The following is a 15,539-nucleotide window of genomic DNA, read 5'->3' as shown; positions in this document are numbered from 1 at the left end:
CGCCATCGAGCTCAGCCCCGCTTATGTGGATGTCGCCATCCAACGCTGGCAGGCGTTCACAGGACAGGAGGCGAGGCTAGAGGGCAAGGCAGATGGAGAAGCGCTGACCTTTGCCGCTGTTGCCGCTGCCCGGGGCGTGACGCTGGCTGCCAATGCTAGCACTGTCCGCACCGCCCAGCAGGACAACCCCGCATGAGCGGTGGGACCGCCAGCTATACCGCCGAGGCGGGCCACCAGATGCAATATAGCTAGGCCTACTGCGTCCAGCTCATCCCGAGCGCACGACTGACGTCTGCACTGTGTGCAAAGCGGGGAGGTGGGCAAGCAACGATTCCACCGGCCGCACCGATGAACTCTGGCACTTTTGCAAGAGTGTGCTGCGATCACAGAAGTTGAGTATGGCATTTAGCTGTGAGGCTGTGGACGACGCTCTGATCAAAGCTAGGAACGCGATGTGATCGACTGCCTCCTCGGTAGCAGGCGGTCGTTCGAGCAGCATGCCGCCAAGCGAAGCCACGATCACATGCATTGCCTCGCCGTAACCTATGTCGCCCATAGGGCCATACGCAGAGCCAGCCAATTTCTACCCTGATCAGCGATCGGCCCTTAAGATACTCGCATGACGCGGACATCTTTCGATCGGGCATTGGGCCGCCCAAGGGTTACCTTCAGATCTGGCCGTCCGACATGCGGACGATTTCCGGGCGAATAGCACGTTGGCGCTGTCGTAGAGCTTTTCGGAATGCGCGCGGTGATTGTCCGAACTGGGCGGTGAAGGCGCGTGAAAAGACTGACGGGTAGGAAAAGCCACAGGCGACGGCAACCGCTTGGATTGGGCTTTCCTCGTAGAATAGCAAGTTGCGCGCTGCCTGAAGCCGAAGGCGCAAATAGAGCTGACCGGGTGACTGATTGAACTCGCGGACGCAGCAGCGTTCGAGTGTGCGGACCGAGATAGAGAGGATCGCGGCAATCTCGGAAGACGACAGCGGAAAGTCGAGATTGCTCTCCATCAAAGAGACGGTCCGCTGCGACAGCGACTGGTGGTCGCGTTCATCGTGCCCGTCATCCAATCTCTGCGGATGGATGTCTTCGCGCGGCGTGTGGACAAGCGCATTGGCGACCTCGCGCGCCAAAGCCTGGCCGGCGAGCCTGCCGATTAACGCTAGCACGAGATCGAGGGTAGCCACACCACCGGCGCAGAATGCGAGTTGCCCTTCGATGGAGAAAATCTGACTGCAGGTGCGCGCGCCTGGAAAGTGCTCCATGTAGGCAGGCACCGCCTCCCAATGGACCACCGCCTCGCGATTGCCCATCAGCCCGGCGGCTGCAATGGCGAAGGCGCCGGTATCAACGCCAACAATCATTGAGCCATGGCGGAACGCGTTGCGTAGCGCACCCCGGATCGCCGGCGACACATTCTGGGTAGGCAAGTTGCCTTCCAATACAACCAAGACATCGCAGCGGCGAAAATCGGCAAGCCCGTAGTCGGCTGGAACCCACATGCCGTTGCTTGCGCGCACCGGCCGCGCGGCATCCGAGATCATCTGCCATTCGAAGATCGTGCGACCACTATTCTGATTGGCGATGCGCAAGGCCTCAGTTGCCACGATCAGCGCGTTCATCGGAAATTCGGGCTGGAGCAAGAATCCGAAGCGGGGCTGGCGGCTATCGAGGTGATTTGAAACCGGAGCAGCCGTCATAGCAAGTCTTCAAATAAATTAAGCTTGACGCTGCATGATAAAAATCTGCCGCTTCAAGTCAATAATTGCCAAGGTATTTGGGGAACAATGCGTCAGAGCCGAGGTGGTCACCACGGCCCGCAGCATAATCAAAAACAGCTCGAACAGAGATGGTCGGCGCATGGCGGTGACCAATGGGAGATTGCTATGGTGATGAAACTGCTTGGAAATTCTGCGCCGCCGGTTAACCGACGCACGATGCTGAAATCGGCCGCCGCAACCGGCGCCGCCCTCGCTGTCCCATATTTTTGGACTGGGCGGGCCTCGGCCGCGGACCCACTGGAGATCGTACACTGGAGCTGGCTGTCAGCGTCCGATGGCGAAGTCTGGGCGAAGATGATCTCTAACTTCAACGATGCGCACAAGGACAAGGGCGTCCAGATACGCATGGAGGTTGTGCCTGAAGAGCAGTACGTCACCAAGGTTCTGGCAGCCTCTGCCACCGGCAAGGCCCCGGACTTCGGCTGGGGTACCGCGGGCAAGAGCGCTCAGCTGGCGCGCGACGAAGTCATCATTCCGCTTGACGACTTGATCCAGTCGTCCGGGCTTGATCTCGCAGACTTTAGCGAGAGTTCCATCACGGCGGCGCGTTACCCAAAATACGACAACAAGATCTTCATGATCCCGATGGATCTCATGAGCCTCCAGCCTGAGATCAACACCGATCACGTTAAGGAGGCCGGCCTAGACATCGGCAAGCCGCCAGCGGACGGCGCCACTCTAATGGAATGGGCGCGTGCCATGACCAAGCGCGAAGGCGACAAGGTCACGCGCTCGGGCATCATGATGACTGGGTCGGGCGTACAGCCGACCGTCACATGGGGCATCGTCGCCGAGCAGATGGGCTTCCAGCGTGCTAGCGATGACCTGAAGACGGCCTGCGTCAATCCTGAGGCTGGCAAGGCCGCTATGCAGTGGGTGCTCGACCTTTTCGACAAGGAGAAGGTTTCGACACGCGATGTCACCGATCGCTACAAGGCGTTCGGCACCGGACAGGGTTCGATCTTCTGGACCGGACCGTGGACGATAGCCGGCTACATCGGCCAGAACCTACCCTTCCAGACCACGCTGTTCCCCAAGATTGGCGACAAGAAGCACGCGACCTACTTCGAGGAAGGCGGCCTAGAGTTCTACAAACAGGCCGACACGGGTCGGCACGAAGCGACCATGCAGGCAGTTAAGTGGCTATCGGACAACAGTTTCCTGTGGACGACAGTTGGCCGCGGCGCCTCGCCTCGCAAATCGATCTTGGAGCGCCCGGACTACAAGACATCAGGCAGTCCGTGGGACAAGCGCGGTGCTTTCGTCGACGGTATGAGCATCGCCACCATCGGGGAAATCCCCGTCGTCAACGGACCCAACTTTACAATCTACTCGGGCGGCAACTTCCTGGCCAAGACGCTTGAAGGCGTGTGGAGCGGCCAGACCACGATCGACGCTGCCATGGAGCAAATCAAGACGCAGTGGCAGGCCGACCTCGACGAGGGTTGACCGAAGCTTCCCTTTTGACGGCATTCGCAGGACGGTGAGGCGCAGCCGAACGCGCGCAACCGTCTTGCAAATGTAACCGGGATACTTTCCATGACGATGGCTGCAATACGGACCGACGTCAGCATCAGCGCTGACATTGGACCCGAACGCTATGAGAGCGACCGCGCCGGCTATCTGCTGGTTGCATTCTTCGCAGTGCCGTTCTTCCTATTCAACATTCTGCCTGTGCTGTTTGGCATCTACATCTCGTTCACCCGCTGGAGCATTGTGGGTAAGCCGAAATGGGTGGGACTCGAGAACTTCACCCACGCCTTTTCTGATCAGTGGGTGGGCGCTGCGTTCCGCAACGTCTTCCTTTACGGGCTGATCATCGTGCCTTGCGTGACGGTGCTGGGCCTGCTCTTCGCGCTGTTTGTCAACAGCCGCTACCCGCTGGCGGGCCTGGCGCGGACACTATTCTTCGCGCCCACCGTCGTCTCGGCTACGGTGATCGGTCTGGTCTGGGTGTGGATGCTCGACACCCAGTACGGCGTGGTGAATTACTATCTTTCGTTCTTGGGTTTTAATGACATCCCGTGGCTGACCTCGACACGATTCTCGCTAATCGGTGTCAGTATCGCCTCCATCTGGTGGGATCTAGGCCTAGCGTTCGTGCTGTTCCTAGCCGCACTCCAAGACATCCCAGGTGAGATTATCGACGCGGCACGTGCCGATGGCGCAAACCGTATTCAACGCTTCAGGCATGTCGTGCTGCCGTATCTGCGCAATGTCATCAGCATGGTCGTGACGCTGCAGCTCATCGCAACGTTGCGAATCTTCAGCCAGGTTTATGTGATGACCAATGGCGGCCCGGCCAACTCCTCGGCCTCCCCGATCCACTACATCTATAACCTGGCCATCGTGCGCAACCTCTTTGGATACGCGTCGGCTGTGTCCCTACTGCTGTTCGCACTGATCTTGGCGATCACCGTCGTTCAGCGCTTCATCTTGAAGGAGCGTGGCTGATGGGCAGCTGGCTCGATGACAGGCTTGAGGCACGCGGCCTCGACCGCACCGATCTGTTCCTGTGGCCGCTCGGCATGGGCGTCGCGGTGCTCTGGGCGTTGCCCTTCATCTGGATGGTCTCGACGTCGCTGAAATATCCCGGCGACGTGATGACCCGCGATATCGAATGGCTGCCGCACCGCATAACTTTGGATAATTACATCAAGGTGTTCGACTATCCGGTTGTGCGCTGGGGCTTGAACAGCGTCATCCAAGCAACGGTTGCAACAGCGCTCTGTGTCCTGTTTGGAGCAATGGCGGGATATGCGCTAGCACGATTGCGTTTTCGCGGACGGGACACGCTATTTTACGTGTTCCTAGCGTCCTTGATGATTCCAGCGGAAGTCTCTGTCGTCCCATTGCTGCTCGGCTTTGTGAAACTTGGCTGGGCGAGCTCCTACCAAGCGCTGATCCTGCCATCGATCGGCAACGTCTTCAGCGTCTACATCTTCCGTCAGTTCTTCCTCGCCTTCCCCAAGGAATTAGAAGAGGCAGCCCGCATGGACGGCGCGGGTGTGTTCAACCTTTTCTTCCGCATTGCCTTGCCACTGGCGCGTGCCCCGGCCATCGCCGCCTCGGTCATCATCTTCACGCTGAACTGGAATAACTTCCTGTGGCCGCTGCTCGTCACTTTCGACGAGTCTATGAAGACGCTGCCAGTCGGCATAGCGGCCTTCACGCCAGTTGTCGGTACGCGCACACAGATCGAGGGCTACAGTGTCGCGATGGCGGCGGTGACCATCCTGTCGATCCCAAGCCTGCTGCTGTTCTGTTTCCTGCAGCGCTATTTCATCCAAGGTCTGTCGTCAGGGAGCGTCAAGCAATGACCACCTCTGGCCACGCACTTGTGGGTGTCACGGGTCCGCTCCCCAACGCGCATTTCATTAGCGGACACTGGTGTCCGGCAAGCGACGGTACCCGGTTCGAGACGATCGATCCGAGCACGGAGGCAGTGCTGGGCGAAGTGGCACGCGGCTCCGACGCCGACATTGATGCCGCAGTAGAGGCAGCGCATCACGCCTTCCACGGTGCCTGGCGGGCTATTTCGCCGGCCGATCGCGGCAAGCTCCTGCTGCGCGTTGCTGACCTGCTTGAAGCCGACATCGAGCGTTTCGCGACGATGGAAACGCTCGACGTTGGTAAGCCGCTCAAAGAATCGCGCAGCGATGTGCGGGGTGCCTGCGCTACGCTTCGCTACAATGCCGGTGCGGCTGACAAGATGGAAGGCGCGACTATCCCGCTCGGCCGCGATTTGGTCGATTTCACGATGCTCGAGCCCGTCGGTGTAACGGCGCATATCGTGCCATGGAACTATCCGCTCGGCATGGTGGCACGCTCGGTCGCGCCAGCGCTTGCCGCCGGCTGTACCGTGGTGGTGAAGCCTGCCGAACAGTCGCCGCTGACGGCATTGGCTTTTGCCGAACTTTGCCACCGTGCTGGCCTGCCCGACGGCGTCGTCAATGTGGTGACCGGCTACGGCCCCGAAGCTGGGGCGGCACTGGTCCGGCATCCGCTGGTGCGCGGTATTACTTTCACAGGTTCAGTCGAGACTGGCCGCAAGATCTATGCCGGTGCCGCCGCAGGGCTGAAACCTGTTGTCTTAGAACTCGGCGGCAAGAATCCGATGATCGTTTTCGAAGACGCCGATCTTGATCGTGCCGCGTTCGATGCACTCGACGGCGCATTCGGCAACAGCGGCCAAGTCTGCTCTTCCTCGTCGCGCTTCCTGCTGCACTGCTCGATTAGCGACGCATTCCTCGACAAGCTCGCGGCTGGGGCATCACGGTTGACGGTAGGAAAGGGCCTTGACGATCCAGATCTTGGTCCGCTCGTCTCGGCCGAGCAATACGACAAGGTGAGCGACTATCTTGAGGCCGGGCATGCGTCGGGCAGCCGGCTGGTGGTCGGCGGCGGCCGGCCGGAGGGGCTCGCTCGCGGCTACTTCGTGGCGCCAACGATCTTCGCCGACGTCGATGCAGTTCACCCGCTCGCCCGCGAGGAGATTTTCGGGCCCGTCGCTGTGTCGAGCACCTTCGACACAGCCAACGAGGCTTTGTCGCTGACCAACAGCCTTGGCTACGGCCTCGTCGCCGGCGTCTACACGCGCGATGTCTCGCGTGCACTCAGCATGGCGCGCGACATCGACGCCGGTTCAGTCTGGATCAACGGCTGGTTCATCGGTGGCGTGCAGGCGCCCACCGGCGGCATCAAAGACAGCGGCATCGGTCGCGAGCGCGGGCTGCCAGGTGTCCGCAACTATCTGTCCATGAAAAATATCGGCATTCGGCTCTAAGCCGCGCCGGCGCAAGTGTGAATGAAGGAACTTGGAATGACGACAATGATCAAGGACGTAGAACACTTTACGATCTTTCGGGACAAGGAGCATTGCGTCAACCAGATCGCGACGCGGCTATTGAAGAACGGCGACATTATCGCGGTCTTCAACGAAGAGCGCTTCCCCTTCCACCATGACAGCGGCCAGACGGTGATGACGCGCTCGAGCGATGGCGGAAAGACGTGGAGCGAGCCCAAGGTCGTGCTGCCCTGGTCGGAGACCACCGGCAATTGGGACTGCGGCATCTGCGAGACCAGCGATGGCACGCTAATCATCAACTATACTCTGACCGGCTTTTTCAAGCGCGGCCAACGTAACCTGCAGCCTTCCTGGTCCAGCGGTCCAATCACTAAGGAATGGGGCGACTGGAGCTGGGCGTTCAAAACCCAGGGATGGCTGGGCACGTATGTCATCAAGTCCAAGGACGGCGGCGAAACTTGGGGTCAGCCAATCCCAGTGAACGTGCGCCCGCTGAAACATGGCGGCTGTCGCTGCGGCGTTTGGGAATTACCAGACGGCGGCTTGTTGATGGGCCTTTATGGGCGCATCCGCGGATACGGCGAGGAAGGCGAAGGCGAATCTACCCGCTCGGCTTTGATGCGATCGGATGATGGTGGCGATAACTGGGAATATTACTCGACCCTTGGCTACGACCCGGCCAGCATCATCGACTATGAAGAACCGGGTCTGGTGCGGCTGAAGGACGGACGTCTCGTTTGCTTCATGCGGACCCACGTAAACCCGACCAGCGACGCCAAGAACATGGTGATGATCGTCTCGGAAGATGACGGATTTTCTTGGACGCCGCCGAAATGGACCAACATCTGGGGCTTTCCGCCCGAGCTGATCGCCCTGCAGGATGGGCGCTATCTGATGGTCTACGGGTATCGCAAGCCGCCTTACGGCACGCGAGGGATCATCTCAGAAGATGGGGTGACCTGGGACGTCAAGAACGAGTTCATCATCCGGGAGGGCGGGCTGCCGGACTATTCGGACAAGGCTAAGCCTGTTTCCAGCTTGGGCGGATCAGTCGGCGAACAGGGCTACGACGCGGGGCGGATCGACCCGAACCATCCTGGCATCTACCAGCACATCGGCTATCCCAGCGTGGTGCAGAACCATGACGGCTCGATTGCGTGCTCCTACCATGAGTGGACCGACGATCCGAAGCCGCTGCAATACCTGCGCTGCACGCGCTTCCGAGTTTGAGCGGACTGCCGTGCCGCAAATCGCGCTCAATACCGACGAGCAGGATCACGTCGTGATCTACAACGATGCGCATAGTTATTGTGCGCATCCTTACCTCACGGTCGCCGCCAATGGCGATTGGCTGATGGTGTTCACGCAATCGCGGTGCCGTGCGGGAGTTCTGCATCCGCCGCAGGACCCACTCTACTGCAATATGCTGATGCGATCGTCCGACGAGGGCCGCAGCTGGTCGGAGCCAAACCCTGTGCCAGGCTACGGCTGGCAAGGCGTCGAGTGCGCAGGACTAACGGTCCTGCAGTCGGGGACCATTCTCCTCAACCAATGGAAATTCGATTGGTATCCATTGGCCTATGCGGTCGCGCATCTGCCGTCCGGCAGCTACCTGACGTCGGATGACCTAATGGGACCGCAGGCAATGGCTGCTGAATTGTCCGACTGGTCGAGTGCGGCGTTAACGCTGGCAAAACGGTACCCTTGGGCGCGAAGCGGCGGTGAGACGTGGGTGCACCGTTCTGAAGATCACGGCGCGACGTTCACTCAATCGGTGCGCATCGACACCGCTCCTTTCAGTGGAGGCTACGGCATGCGCGGCGCGATCGAGATCGACGGCGCGATCGTGCTGCCGCTCTCGGATGTCCCGCACTATGCCAAGGTTTTCGTCGTGCGCTCCACAGACGGAGGTTTAACCTGGTCGATGCCGATCATGGTCGCGGCAGGCCAAGGCCACGAATTTGAAGAGCCGGCGCCGCTGCTCGCCGCGGATGGGGCAATCCTGATGCTGCTACGCGACAATGTCAGCCGCGACCTTCACTCGGTGCGCTCCACCGACGGCGGCCACTCGTGGAGCGATCCGACGGCGACCGGAATTGCCGACTATCCCGCACATTTGGTGCGGCTGGATAAGGGCCGTATCGCCGCAGTGACTGGGCGTCGTCGTGAGCCATTCGGCATCGCTCTGTATCTGTCAGAAGACGCTGGCGTAACCTGGAACGCAACGACTCCGCTCGTTGTCCGCTCCGACCTGCCAAATCGTGATCTCGGCTATCCCACCGCCGCGCTGCGGGCCGACGGCAGCCTGTTTGTTGCCTACTACGCTCAGGCCAGCGGCATCACTGGCCTCCATGCCACTGTAGTGCCGCAGTCGGCGCTGGTCTCAGTTCCAAGGACTCACTAATGGCCAAGGTCGAGCTCAAGGGTGTCACAAAGCGCTACGGGGAACTGGTCGTGCTCAAAGGCATCGACCTCACCGTGGAAGACGGAGAGTTTGTCGTTTTCGTCGGTCCATCCGGCTGCGGAAAGTCGACGCTACTGCGCATGGTCTGCGGGCTGGAGCCAATCAGCGGCGGCGTCGTGTCAATCGGTGGGAAGCCGATGCGCGGCGTCGCACCAGCTGAGCGTGGCGTCGCCATGGTGTTCCAAAGCTACGCGCTTTACCCCCACAAGACGGTCGCCGAGAACATGGCCTTCGCGCTGCAGATGCAGGGTATGCCGAAGGCCGAGCGTGATGCACGGGTGGCGGCTGTCGCGCAAACGCTGCAACTTACGCCGCTGCTTAAACGCCTGCCAAAGCAATTGTCAGGCGGCCAACGGCAGCGCGTCGCCATCGGTCGAGCCATCGTTCGCGAACCGCAAGTCTTTCTGTTCGACGAGCCACTCTCCAATCTCGATGCGGAACTGCGCGTACAGATGCGGCTCGAACTCGCCAAGCTGCATCGCGCGCTCGGCACGACAATGATTTACGTGACCCACGATCAGACGGAAGCCATGACACTTGCCGACAAAATTGTCGTGCTGCGCGACGGACTTGTCGAGCAAATCGGCACGCCGGCTGATATCTACGACGCGCCGAGCAACCGCTTTGTCGCGGGCTTCATGGGATCGCCCAAAATGAGCTTCCTCGACGCGCGGGTCGAGCGGCGCGACGGTGACCGGATTTGGCTCGCGGTTCCAGGCACGACCGGGGGGCTGGTCGAATTGCGCGTGGAAAGTCCGCAGGGAGTCCCTGACAGCTTAACGATCGGAGTGCGGCCAGAGCATTTTCGCTTGGCCAATTTGGGCGAGCCGGTGCTCCAAGCTGACGTCGAGTTCGTTGAGCGGCTGGGCGGCGAAAGCTTTCTGCACGCTCCTGCGCATCCAGCAGGCTCACTGATAATGCGTGTCGATACCCAGTCGGGCGTTCGTGGCGAACCTGGTCGCTACAGCGTCGGCGCCGACTGGGGTCGTAGCCATCTCTTCAGCGCAGACGGCGCCACGATTGCCCTGCAACGCAGCACCTGAACGGCCGAACCATGTGCCGAGTAAGCCTTGGCACGAACCGAACCAGAACTTGCTGGCACCTGCCGGACACGAGGAGAATGACCGTGGATTTTGACAGACTCAAGAAGCGGCTGGAAGGCTGTTATGTCACCATACCTACCGCCTTCGAGGAAGGTCCCGACTTTTCGGTCAGCCACAAGACGATCCGGGCCTATGTGCGGTTTTTAATTGATAACGGCCTCACTGCAGACACGGCTACGCTGTTAGCTGGTGGGGCCGCTGGCGATTTCTCGACGATGTCGTTCGAGGAGCGCATCAGCGTCGCCGAAACGGTTGCTGACGAGGCGGGGGGCAAGCTTCCGCTGGCGTTTGGTGGGCAGTCGACTAGCACGCTTGAATTGGTGCGACTTGCTAAGGCCGCGCAGTCGATGGGCTTTGATTTCCTGCAGGTATCGTGCCCGTTCTACTTCACTCATACCGAAGCAGATTTCGAGGAATTCGTGATGGCTGCTGTGGAGGCGGCGCCCGATATCGGCATCATTGTCTACAACACGTTTTGGACCTCGACCAATCTTTCCTTCGGCATGATCGACAGGCTCGCTAAAATGCCGAGCGTCGTCGGACTGAAATGGGCGACGCCGCGCACCGACGCGATGGAGTTCGAAGACGTGACCTCGAACTTTTCCGACCGGTTCACGATCATCGATAACAATCTGTTCTTCCCCTACTCGGCCATGCCGTCGCTCGGCGCGCGCGCCTTCGAAGTGCACCTGTGCAACTACTGGCCCGAATGGGGCATCAAACTGATCGAGGAGGTTCGCGCCGGCAACTATACGGAGATCGCTCGTATGATGGTCGACGAGGCAATGCCCTTCTACAAGCTCTGGGTCGACATCGAGAAGAACTATACCAGCGGCGACGGCTACCTTGACAAGCTTTGTATGGAATTGGTCGGCTTGCCATCTAGCCGCTGCCGTCCGCCGACACGTGACGTCCGCAATCTCTATCGCGACAAAACGCTTTCCATGATGCGCGCCGCTGGCGTGCCGCGCCTCATCGCCTGATCGCGCACTCCCGATTAACCTCTGCTGGAGCCTTCAATGACCCTGACCCGAGACCGCGCGCACGCGATCGCCGACAGCTTGTCGCCCAACGGCCTTGCCTTCATCGACGGTAAATTTACGGACGCGCAGCACGGCGCGACGTTCGATACGATCAACCCGGCGACAGCCACGCTGGTTGCCAAGGTCGCGCACTGCTCGGCGGCCGATGTCGATCGCGCCGTCGAGGCCGCCCGCCGGGCTTTCACCTCGGGCACGTGGTCACGCTGTGCGCCAGAGGACCGGAAGGCGGTGTTGCTCAAGCTGGCGCAGTTGGTGCGCGACAATGCCGATGAGCTTGCGGTGCTGGAAAGTATCGACAGCGGCAAGACGCTCACCGACTGTCTCAACGAGATCGGCCGCGAAGTGCCGAACTTCTTCCAATGGTATGCTGAACTCGCCGACAAGAGCTTCGGTAAGGTCGCGCCGACCGGCGAGAACGCACTAGCGCTGATCGTTAAAGAGCCGGCCGGCGTCGTCGGCCTGGTACTGCCGTGGAACTTTCCACTCTTGATGGCAGCTTGGAAGATGGCGCCAGCGCTTGCAGCAGGCTGCTCGGTGCTGGTCAAGCCGGCGGAACAGACTCCGCTCTCGGTGTTGCGGCTCGCGACTTTGGCGCAGGAGGCTGGCATTCCCGACGGTGTCCTCAACGTGCTCCCCGGTCTGGGCGAGACGACAGGTCAGGCGATCGGCCGCCACCGCGACATCGACATTGTATCGTTCACCGGGTCGACTGAAGTCGGCGGCTATTTCCTGCGCTATGCAGGCGAGAGCAATCTCAAGGTCGTCGGGCTGGAGATGGGTGGAAAAAGCCCGTTCATCATCCTCGACGACGCCGATCTTAGCGACGACCTCATCGAGCACGCTGCGATGTCGGCCTTCTGGAACGGCGGTCAGAACTGCTCTGCAAACATGCGTCAACTAGTCGATCGCACGCTCGCCGATGACTTTGCCGAGCGCGTGACGGCCCGTGCCCAAGCATTTGTGGTCGGCGATCCACTCGATCCGGCCACCCATATCGGCGCAATGGTTACGCAGGAGCACCAAGCGAGGGTGATGGGCTACATACAGACCGGCACGCGCGAGGGGGCGCGGTTGCTTGCCGGCGGCGAGGCCAGCGGACCAGGTTGTTTCATCTCGCCCGCAGTGTTCTCAGGCGTCAATCCGGGGATGACAATCGCGCGCGAGGAGATTTTCGGCCCTGTGCTCGGGATCGTGCCCGTCGGCGGTATGGACGAGGCGCTCCGCATCGCGTGCGATACCGACTACGGCCTGCATGCGACCGTGTTTACGCGTGACATCGACCGTGCCATCCACATGGCGCGCCGGTTGCCATGTGGCACGGTCTCGGTCAACGGTTTCTCGGAAGGTGACATCAAGACGCCGTTCGGCGGCTACAAGCGCTCGGGATCGCTGGCCCGTGACAATGGCACCGAGGCCGTCGACCAGTATGTCCAGACAAAGACGATCTGGATCAGCACACGCTTGCCAGGCAACGCCTGATGCGGATCGGCCTCCATGTTTCCCTAACAGATGAGCAGGCGCAGCGTCTGCGCCAGGGCGCGGTGGGCTGCGAAATCGTCAGGCCCGATGCTGGCGGCGCGGCTGATTGTGAGGTCATCTTCGGCAATCCGGAGCCGCTCGACGTCCAGGCCAATGCCGCGCTGCAGTGGATGCAACTTGAATCCGTTGGCTTCGGCGAATATGCCGACCTCGACTGGCAACGTGACGGCAAAGATGTGATCGTCACCAACCTAGCCGGCTTTTTCGCAGACCCGGTGGCCGAGACAGCTCTTGCCGGCATCCTAGCGTTCTATCGAGGCCTAGACCGTCTAATCCGTATTCAAGCAAGCCGCGATTGGCTCGGCGATACGCTTCGCCCCGACCTCAAGACTTTGCGCGGCGCACGAGTGCTAATGCTAGGGCGTGGTGCCATCAACTTGCGACTCGCGGACCTGCTTCAGCCTTTTGGCTGTACCATCGTGACGGTTGCGAGGCGGGAGGGTGTCGCCGGCCTCGATGCCGCGCTCGGCGACGCCGACATCATAGTCTGTACCGTGCCATCCACGCCACAGACCCGTGACCTGTTCAACCAAGCCCGCTTTGCAAGAGTGAAGCAAGGCGCGATTTTCTGCAATTTCGGCCGTGGCACACTGGTCGACGAAGCGGCCCTCGTTGAAGCGCTTTCAAGCGGCGTCCTCGGCGGAGCCGTGATTGACGTGAGCCGTGCCGAGCCGCTGCCGCAGGGCAATCCCCTGTGGAGCGCGCCGAACCTCATCCTAACCCAGCATACCGGCGGTGGCACAGGCGACGAGATTGATCGCAAGATCGATGTGTTTCTCGCCAATCTGGATCGGTTAAAGGCCGATCAGCCCCTGCACGGCGTCGTCGATTTTTCGAGAGGGTACTGATGCCGATCATCACCAATGTCCGCTGCGTATTACTGTCGTCACCCTATGCCGACGCAGACGACCCCGAGATCAAGGAATGCTTCCCAAACGGACCTAAGCGGACCATCGGCATGGTCGAGATCACGCTCGACAACGGCGTAACGGGCCTCGGCGAAGGTTATCTCGCAGTGTTCGCGCCGCTGGTGTTTAAATCGATCGTCGATCTCTGCGAGCCGCAGGTGCTAGGCAAGGATGGGTTCGACATCGATCGACGCGTGAAGGATCTGCGCAGCCTGTGCGACTACTGGTCCCTGCAGGGTGCCGCCCGCCACGTTATCGCTGCCTTCGAAATCGCACTGCAGGATGCTAAGTCAAAAAGCCTCGGCATGCCGGTTTATGAACTGCTCGGCGGTGCCAAGGCGCAGTCGATCCAGATATACGGCTCGGGCGGCTGCTGCGACGCTAAGCACCAGTTCATCCGAGAAATGGACCTTCTGGGCTCGCTTGGTATCGAGATCTATAAGATCCGGTCAGTTAAGAGAGACATCCTACGCACAGCCTGGGTGCTGGACGAAGCCGGGCGGCGCGGTATCAAGGTCGGCGTCGACATGTGCCAGAATCTTGCTGATCCCCCGCAGGCCGTTGACGACGTCGTTGCCTTCGTCGAGGCCGTGCATGCCATCACCGACCAGAGAATGGTGTTTGTGGAGGAGGCGCTGGGGCCTGATGTGCCGGAAGCCTTCAAGGAACTGCGCCGACGCATCGACGTGCCGGTGTGTGGCGGCGAGATCGTGACCACGCCCAAAGAGATGATCGAGCGCATCGACAACGACGTATACGATTTCGTGCAGCCAGATGCCTCGGTAATGGGCGGTATATCCGCGGTGATGGACGTTTTCGAAGCGGCGAAGCGCAAGGGTATCGACGTGGTCGTGCATGCCTGGGGCGGTGCAGCAGCGATCATGGCAAGCTATCACGCTGCCTTCGCAGCTGGTGGCAAGCTGGTTGAATACCCAATGCTCGACTTCCCGCTTGGTGCGGAGATGATCGGCGATCAGGGCCGCATTCAAAACGGTTATCTCCTACGCCCCACTGCACCAGGTCTGGGCCTGACGCTGACTCCCGATATTGAAAGTCGCTATCCGTTCGATGAAGCGGCGGTCTATTCCTGCGTGCTGACCGACTGGGGTCCACCGCCCGACGACTACTGGCGTACCTGAACACGCGCGAACTTCGCGCCGACGTTAAAAAGTTCGAAGTAGGCTTTGACCCCTCAGTGATAATGCTCGCTGCGCCTTCGGGATTGTTGGCCAGCAGGCATTATCCAAGAGGCTCTCGGGTATCGAGATCGAACGGCGCGCTGAGGCTGGTAGTGCACCCGAGCAATCAGCAAACCACCGTTTGCAGTTTGCTCACCCCGGCTTGGAAGCCAAGTCGGATCGGATGCACCGCCGCGAGCGCTGGTGGCTGTCTTGTCTACTCATCAGATCACTGGTGTTGCGTCCCGGCTACTTACCCCAACGGCAACCGGTGCTAGCTCTTCATGCGGGGATCGTACCGCTTGGGGGAAGTCGTGCCGCGTATATCCGATGATCTTCGGTTCTGGGCTGCGTTCTGGGTTCTGATGCTCACGCCAGTGATTGCCGCCTCAGGCTGCGTCTGGTGCGTGATCGTGCCGTGACAGAGGATCTCGGACAAGCCTTGGTCAGCTTGCTGGCCTCATCGATTGCAGACTTCATCGACCGGCCGAGTGCTGATGCCGAGGCGATCCGCACCAATGATGACGACTGCGGAGCGCTTGCCGCTTGCATCGCTGATCCTGCGCAGCGTGAGTATGTCTCAGCTCATCTCACCCTTGCACTTCGCCAGCTTGTCGATGCCATCCGCGAGAACGATCCGCAGGCCCTTGAGCAGGCACAGTGGTGGGCACGCGAGCAGCTTGAGACGATGAAGGCGCAGGCGCGCTGATCAATGA

The 15,539-nt window shown here is 60.5% G+C and carries 13 protein-coding genes and 1 pseudogene; 13 read left to right on the top strand and 1 reads right to left on the bottom strand.

Annotated elements, in window-relative coordinates; all coding sequences use genetic code 11:
* A pseudogene (locus NGM99_RS20895) lies at positions 1-196 on the top strand (hypothetical protein); the annotation flags it as partial.
* Positions 197-668: 472 nt separating this feature from the next.
* Here NGM99_RS20895 and NGM99_RS20890 read toward each other — a convergent pair.
* Positions 669-1,622 (bottom strand): GlxA family transcriptional regulator, encoded by a 954-nt coding sequence (locus NGM99_RS20890; RefSeq protein WP_252822592.1) that lies wholly within the window; start codon positions 1,620-1,622, stop codon positions 669-671.
* A gap of 102 nt (positions 1,623-1,724) precedes the next feature.
* Here NGM99_RS20890 and NGM99_RS20885 point away from each other — a divergent pair, with 102 nt between their 5' ends.
* The 12 genes from NGM99_RS20885 to NGM99_RS20830 all read left to right on the top strand — a co-directional run bounded on the left by NGM99_RS20885 (position 1,725) and on the right by NGM99_RS20830 (position 15,532).
* Positions 1,725-3,230, top strand: coding sequence for an extracellular solute-binding protein (locus NGM99_RS20885; RefSeq protein WP_252822590.1), 1,506 nt, complete (start codon positions 1,725-1,727; stop codon positions 3,228-3,230).
* Between the two features lie 90 nt (positions 3,231-3,320).
* The gene (locus tag NGM99_RS20880; RefSeq protein ID WP_252822588.1) at positions 3,321-4,235 is read left to right on the top strand and encodes a carbohydrate ABC transporter permease; all 915 of its coding nucleotides are present in this window, start codon (positions 3,321-3,323) and stop codon (positions 4,233-4,235) included.
* Positions 4,235-5,101 (top strand): carbohydrate ABC transporter permease, encoded by an 867-nt coding sequence (locus tag NGM99_RS20875; protein ID WP_252822586.1) that lies wholly within the window; start codon positions 4,235-4,237, stop codon positions 5,099-5,101. The genes NGM99_RS20880 and NGM99_RS20875 overlap by 1 nt, the downstream gene beginning before the upstream one ends.
* Complete coding sequence (locus NGM99_RS20870) at positions 5,098-6,567, top strand: aldehyde dehydrogenase family protein (RefSeq protein WP_252822584.1); 1,470 nt, start codon at positions 5,098-5,100, stop codon at positions 6,565-6,567. Before NGM99_RS20875 ends, NGM99_RS20870 begins: the two co-directional genes overlap by 4 nt.
* Before the next feature lie 36 nt (positions 6,568-6,603).
* A complete protein-coding gene (locus NGM99_RS20865; RefSeq protein ID WP_252822582.1) occupies positions 6,604-7,818 on the top strand; it encodes a sialidase family protein in 1,215 nt (404 codons plus the stop codon).
* 10 nt (positions 7,819-7,828) lie between these two features.
* On the top strand, positions 7,829-8,992 hold the full coding sequence (locus NGM99_RS20860) for an exo-alpha-sialidase (RefSeq protein ID WP_252822580.1): 1,164 nt from the start codon (positions 7,829-7,831) through the stop codon (positions 8,990-8,992).
* On the top strand, positions 8,992-10,095 hold the full coding sequence (locus tag NGM99_RS20855) for an ABC transporter ATP-binding protein (protein WP_252822578.1): 1,104 nt from the start codon (positions 8,992-8,994) through the stop codon (positions 10,093-10,095). The genes NGM99_RS20860 and NGM99_RS20855 overlap by 1 nt, the downstream gene beginning before the upstream one ends.
* Before the next feature lie 77 nt (positions 10,096-10,172).
* Positions 10,173-11,138 carry a dihydrodipicolinate synthase family protein gene (locus tag NGM99_RS20850; protein WP_252822576.1) on the top strand — a complete coding sequence of 322 codons (966 nt, stop codon included), beginning with the start codon at positions 10,173-10,175 and terminating at the stop codon, positions 11,136-11,138.
* A 36-nt stretch (positions 11,139-11,174) separates the two neighbouring features.
* Complete coding sequence (locus NGM99_RS20845; RefSeq protein ID WP_252822574.1) at positions 11,175-12,677, top strand: aldehyde dehydrogenase; 1,503 nt, start codon at positions 11,175-11,177, stop codon at positions 12,675-12,677.
* Positions 12,677-13,585, top strand: coding sequence for a D-2-hydroxyacid dehydrogenase (locus tag NGM99_RS20840; RefSeq protein ID WP_252822572.1), 909 nt, complete (start codon positions 12,677-12,679; stop codon positions 13,583-13,585). The genes NGM99_RS20845 and NGM99_RS20840 overlap by 1 nt, the downstream gene beginning before the upstream one ends.
* Entirely contained in the window at positions 13,585-14,784 is a 1,200-nt protein-coding gene (locus tag NGM99_RS20835) for a mandelate racemase/muconate lactonizing enzyme family protein (RefSeq protein WP_252822569.1), read from the top strand. Before NGM99_RS20840 ends, NGM99_RS20835 begins: the two co-directional genes overlap by 1 nt.
* Positions 14,785-15,226: 442 nt before the next feature.
* Entirely contained in the window at positions 15,227-15,532 is a 306-nt protein-coding gene (locus NGM99_RS20830) for a hypothetical protein (protein ID WP_252821602.1), read from the top strand.
* Positions 15,533-15,539 lie beyond the last annotated feature (7 nt).

This window comes from Mesorhizobium liriopis, assembly GCF_024053505.1.
In the GTDB taxonomy this organism is placed as follows: Bacteria; Pseudomonadota; Alphaproteobacteria; order Rhizobiales; family Rhizobiaceae; genus Mesorhizobium_B; species Mesorhizobium_B liriopis.
This window is presented reverse-complemented; position numbering and strand designations above follow the sequence as displayed.

Coding starts and splice junctions, on each gene's coding strand:
- NGM99_RS20880 (WP_252822588.1), top strand. CDS start 3,321: ATGACGATGGCTGCAATACGGACCGACGTCAGCATCAGCGCTGACATT.
- NGM99_RS20875 (WP_252822586.1), top strand. CDS start 4,235: ATGGGCAGCTGGCTCGATGACAGGCTTGAGGCACGCGGCCTCGACCGC.
- NGM99_RS20855 (WP_252822578.1), top strand. CDS start 8,992: ATGGCCAAGGTCGAGCTCAAGGGTGTCACAAAGCGCTACGGGGAACTG.
- NGM99_RS20890 (WP_252822592.1), bottom strand. CDS start 1,622: ATGAACGCGCTGATCGTGGCAACTGAGGCCTTGCGCATCGCCAATCAG.
- NGM99_RS20835 (WP_252822569.1), top strand. CDS start 13,585: ATGCCGATCATCACCAATGTCCGCTGCGTATTACTGTCGTCACCCTAT.
- NGM99_RS20865 (WP_252822582.1), top strand. CDS start 6,604: ATGACGACAATGATCAAGGACGTAGAACACTTTACGATCTTTCGGGAC.
- NGM99_RS20850 (WP_252822576.1), top strand. CDS start 10,173: ATGACCGTGGATTTTGACAGACTCAAGAAGCGGCTGGAAGGCTGTTAT.
- NGM99_RS20845 (WP_252822574.1), top strand. CDS start 11,175: ATGACCCTGACCCGAGACCGCGCGCACGCGATCGCCGACAGCTTGTCG.
- NGM99_RS20840 (WP_252822572.1), top strand. CDS start 12,677: ATGCGGATCGGCCTCCATGTTTCCCTAACAGATGAGCAGGCGCAGCGT.
- NGM99_RS20870 (WP_252822584.1), top strand. CDS start 5,098: ATGACCACCTCTGGCCACGCACTTGTGGGTGTCACGGGTCCGCTCCCC.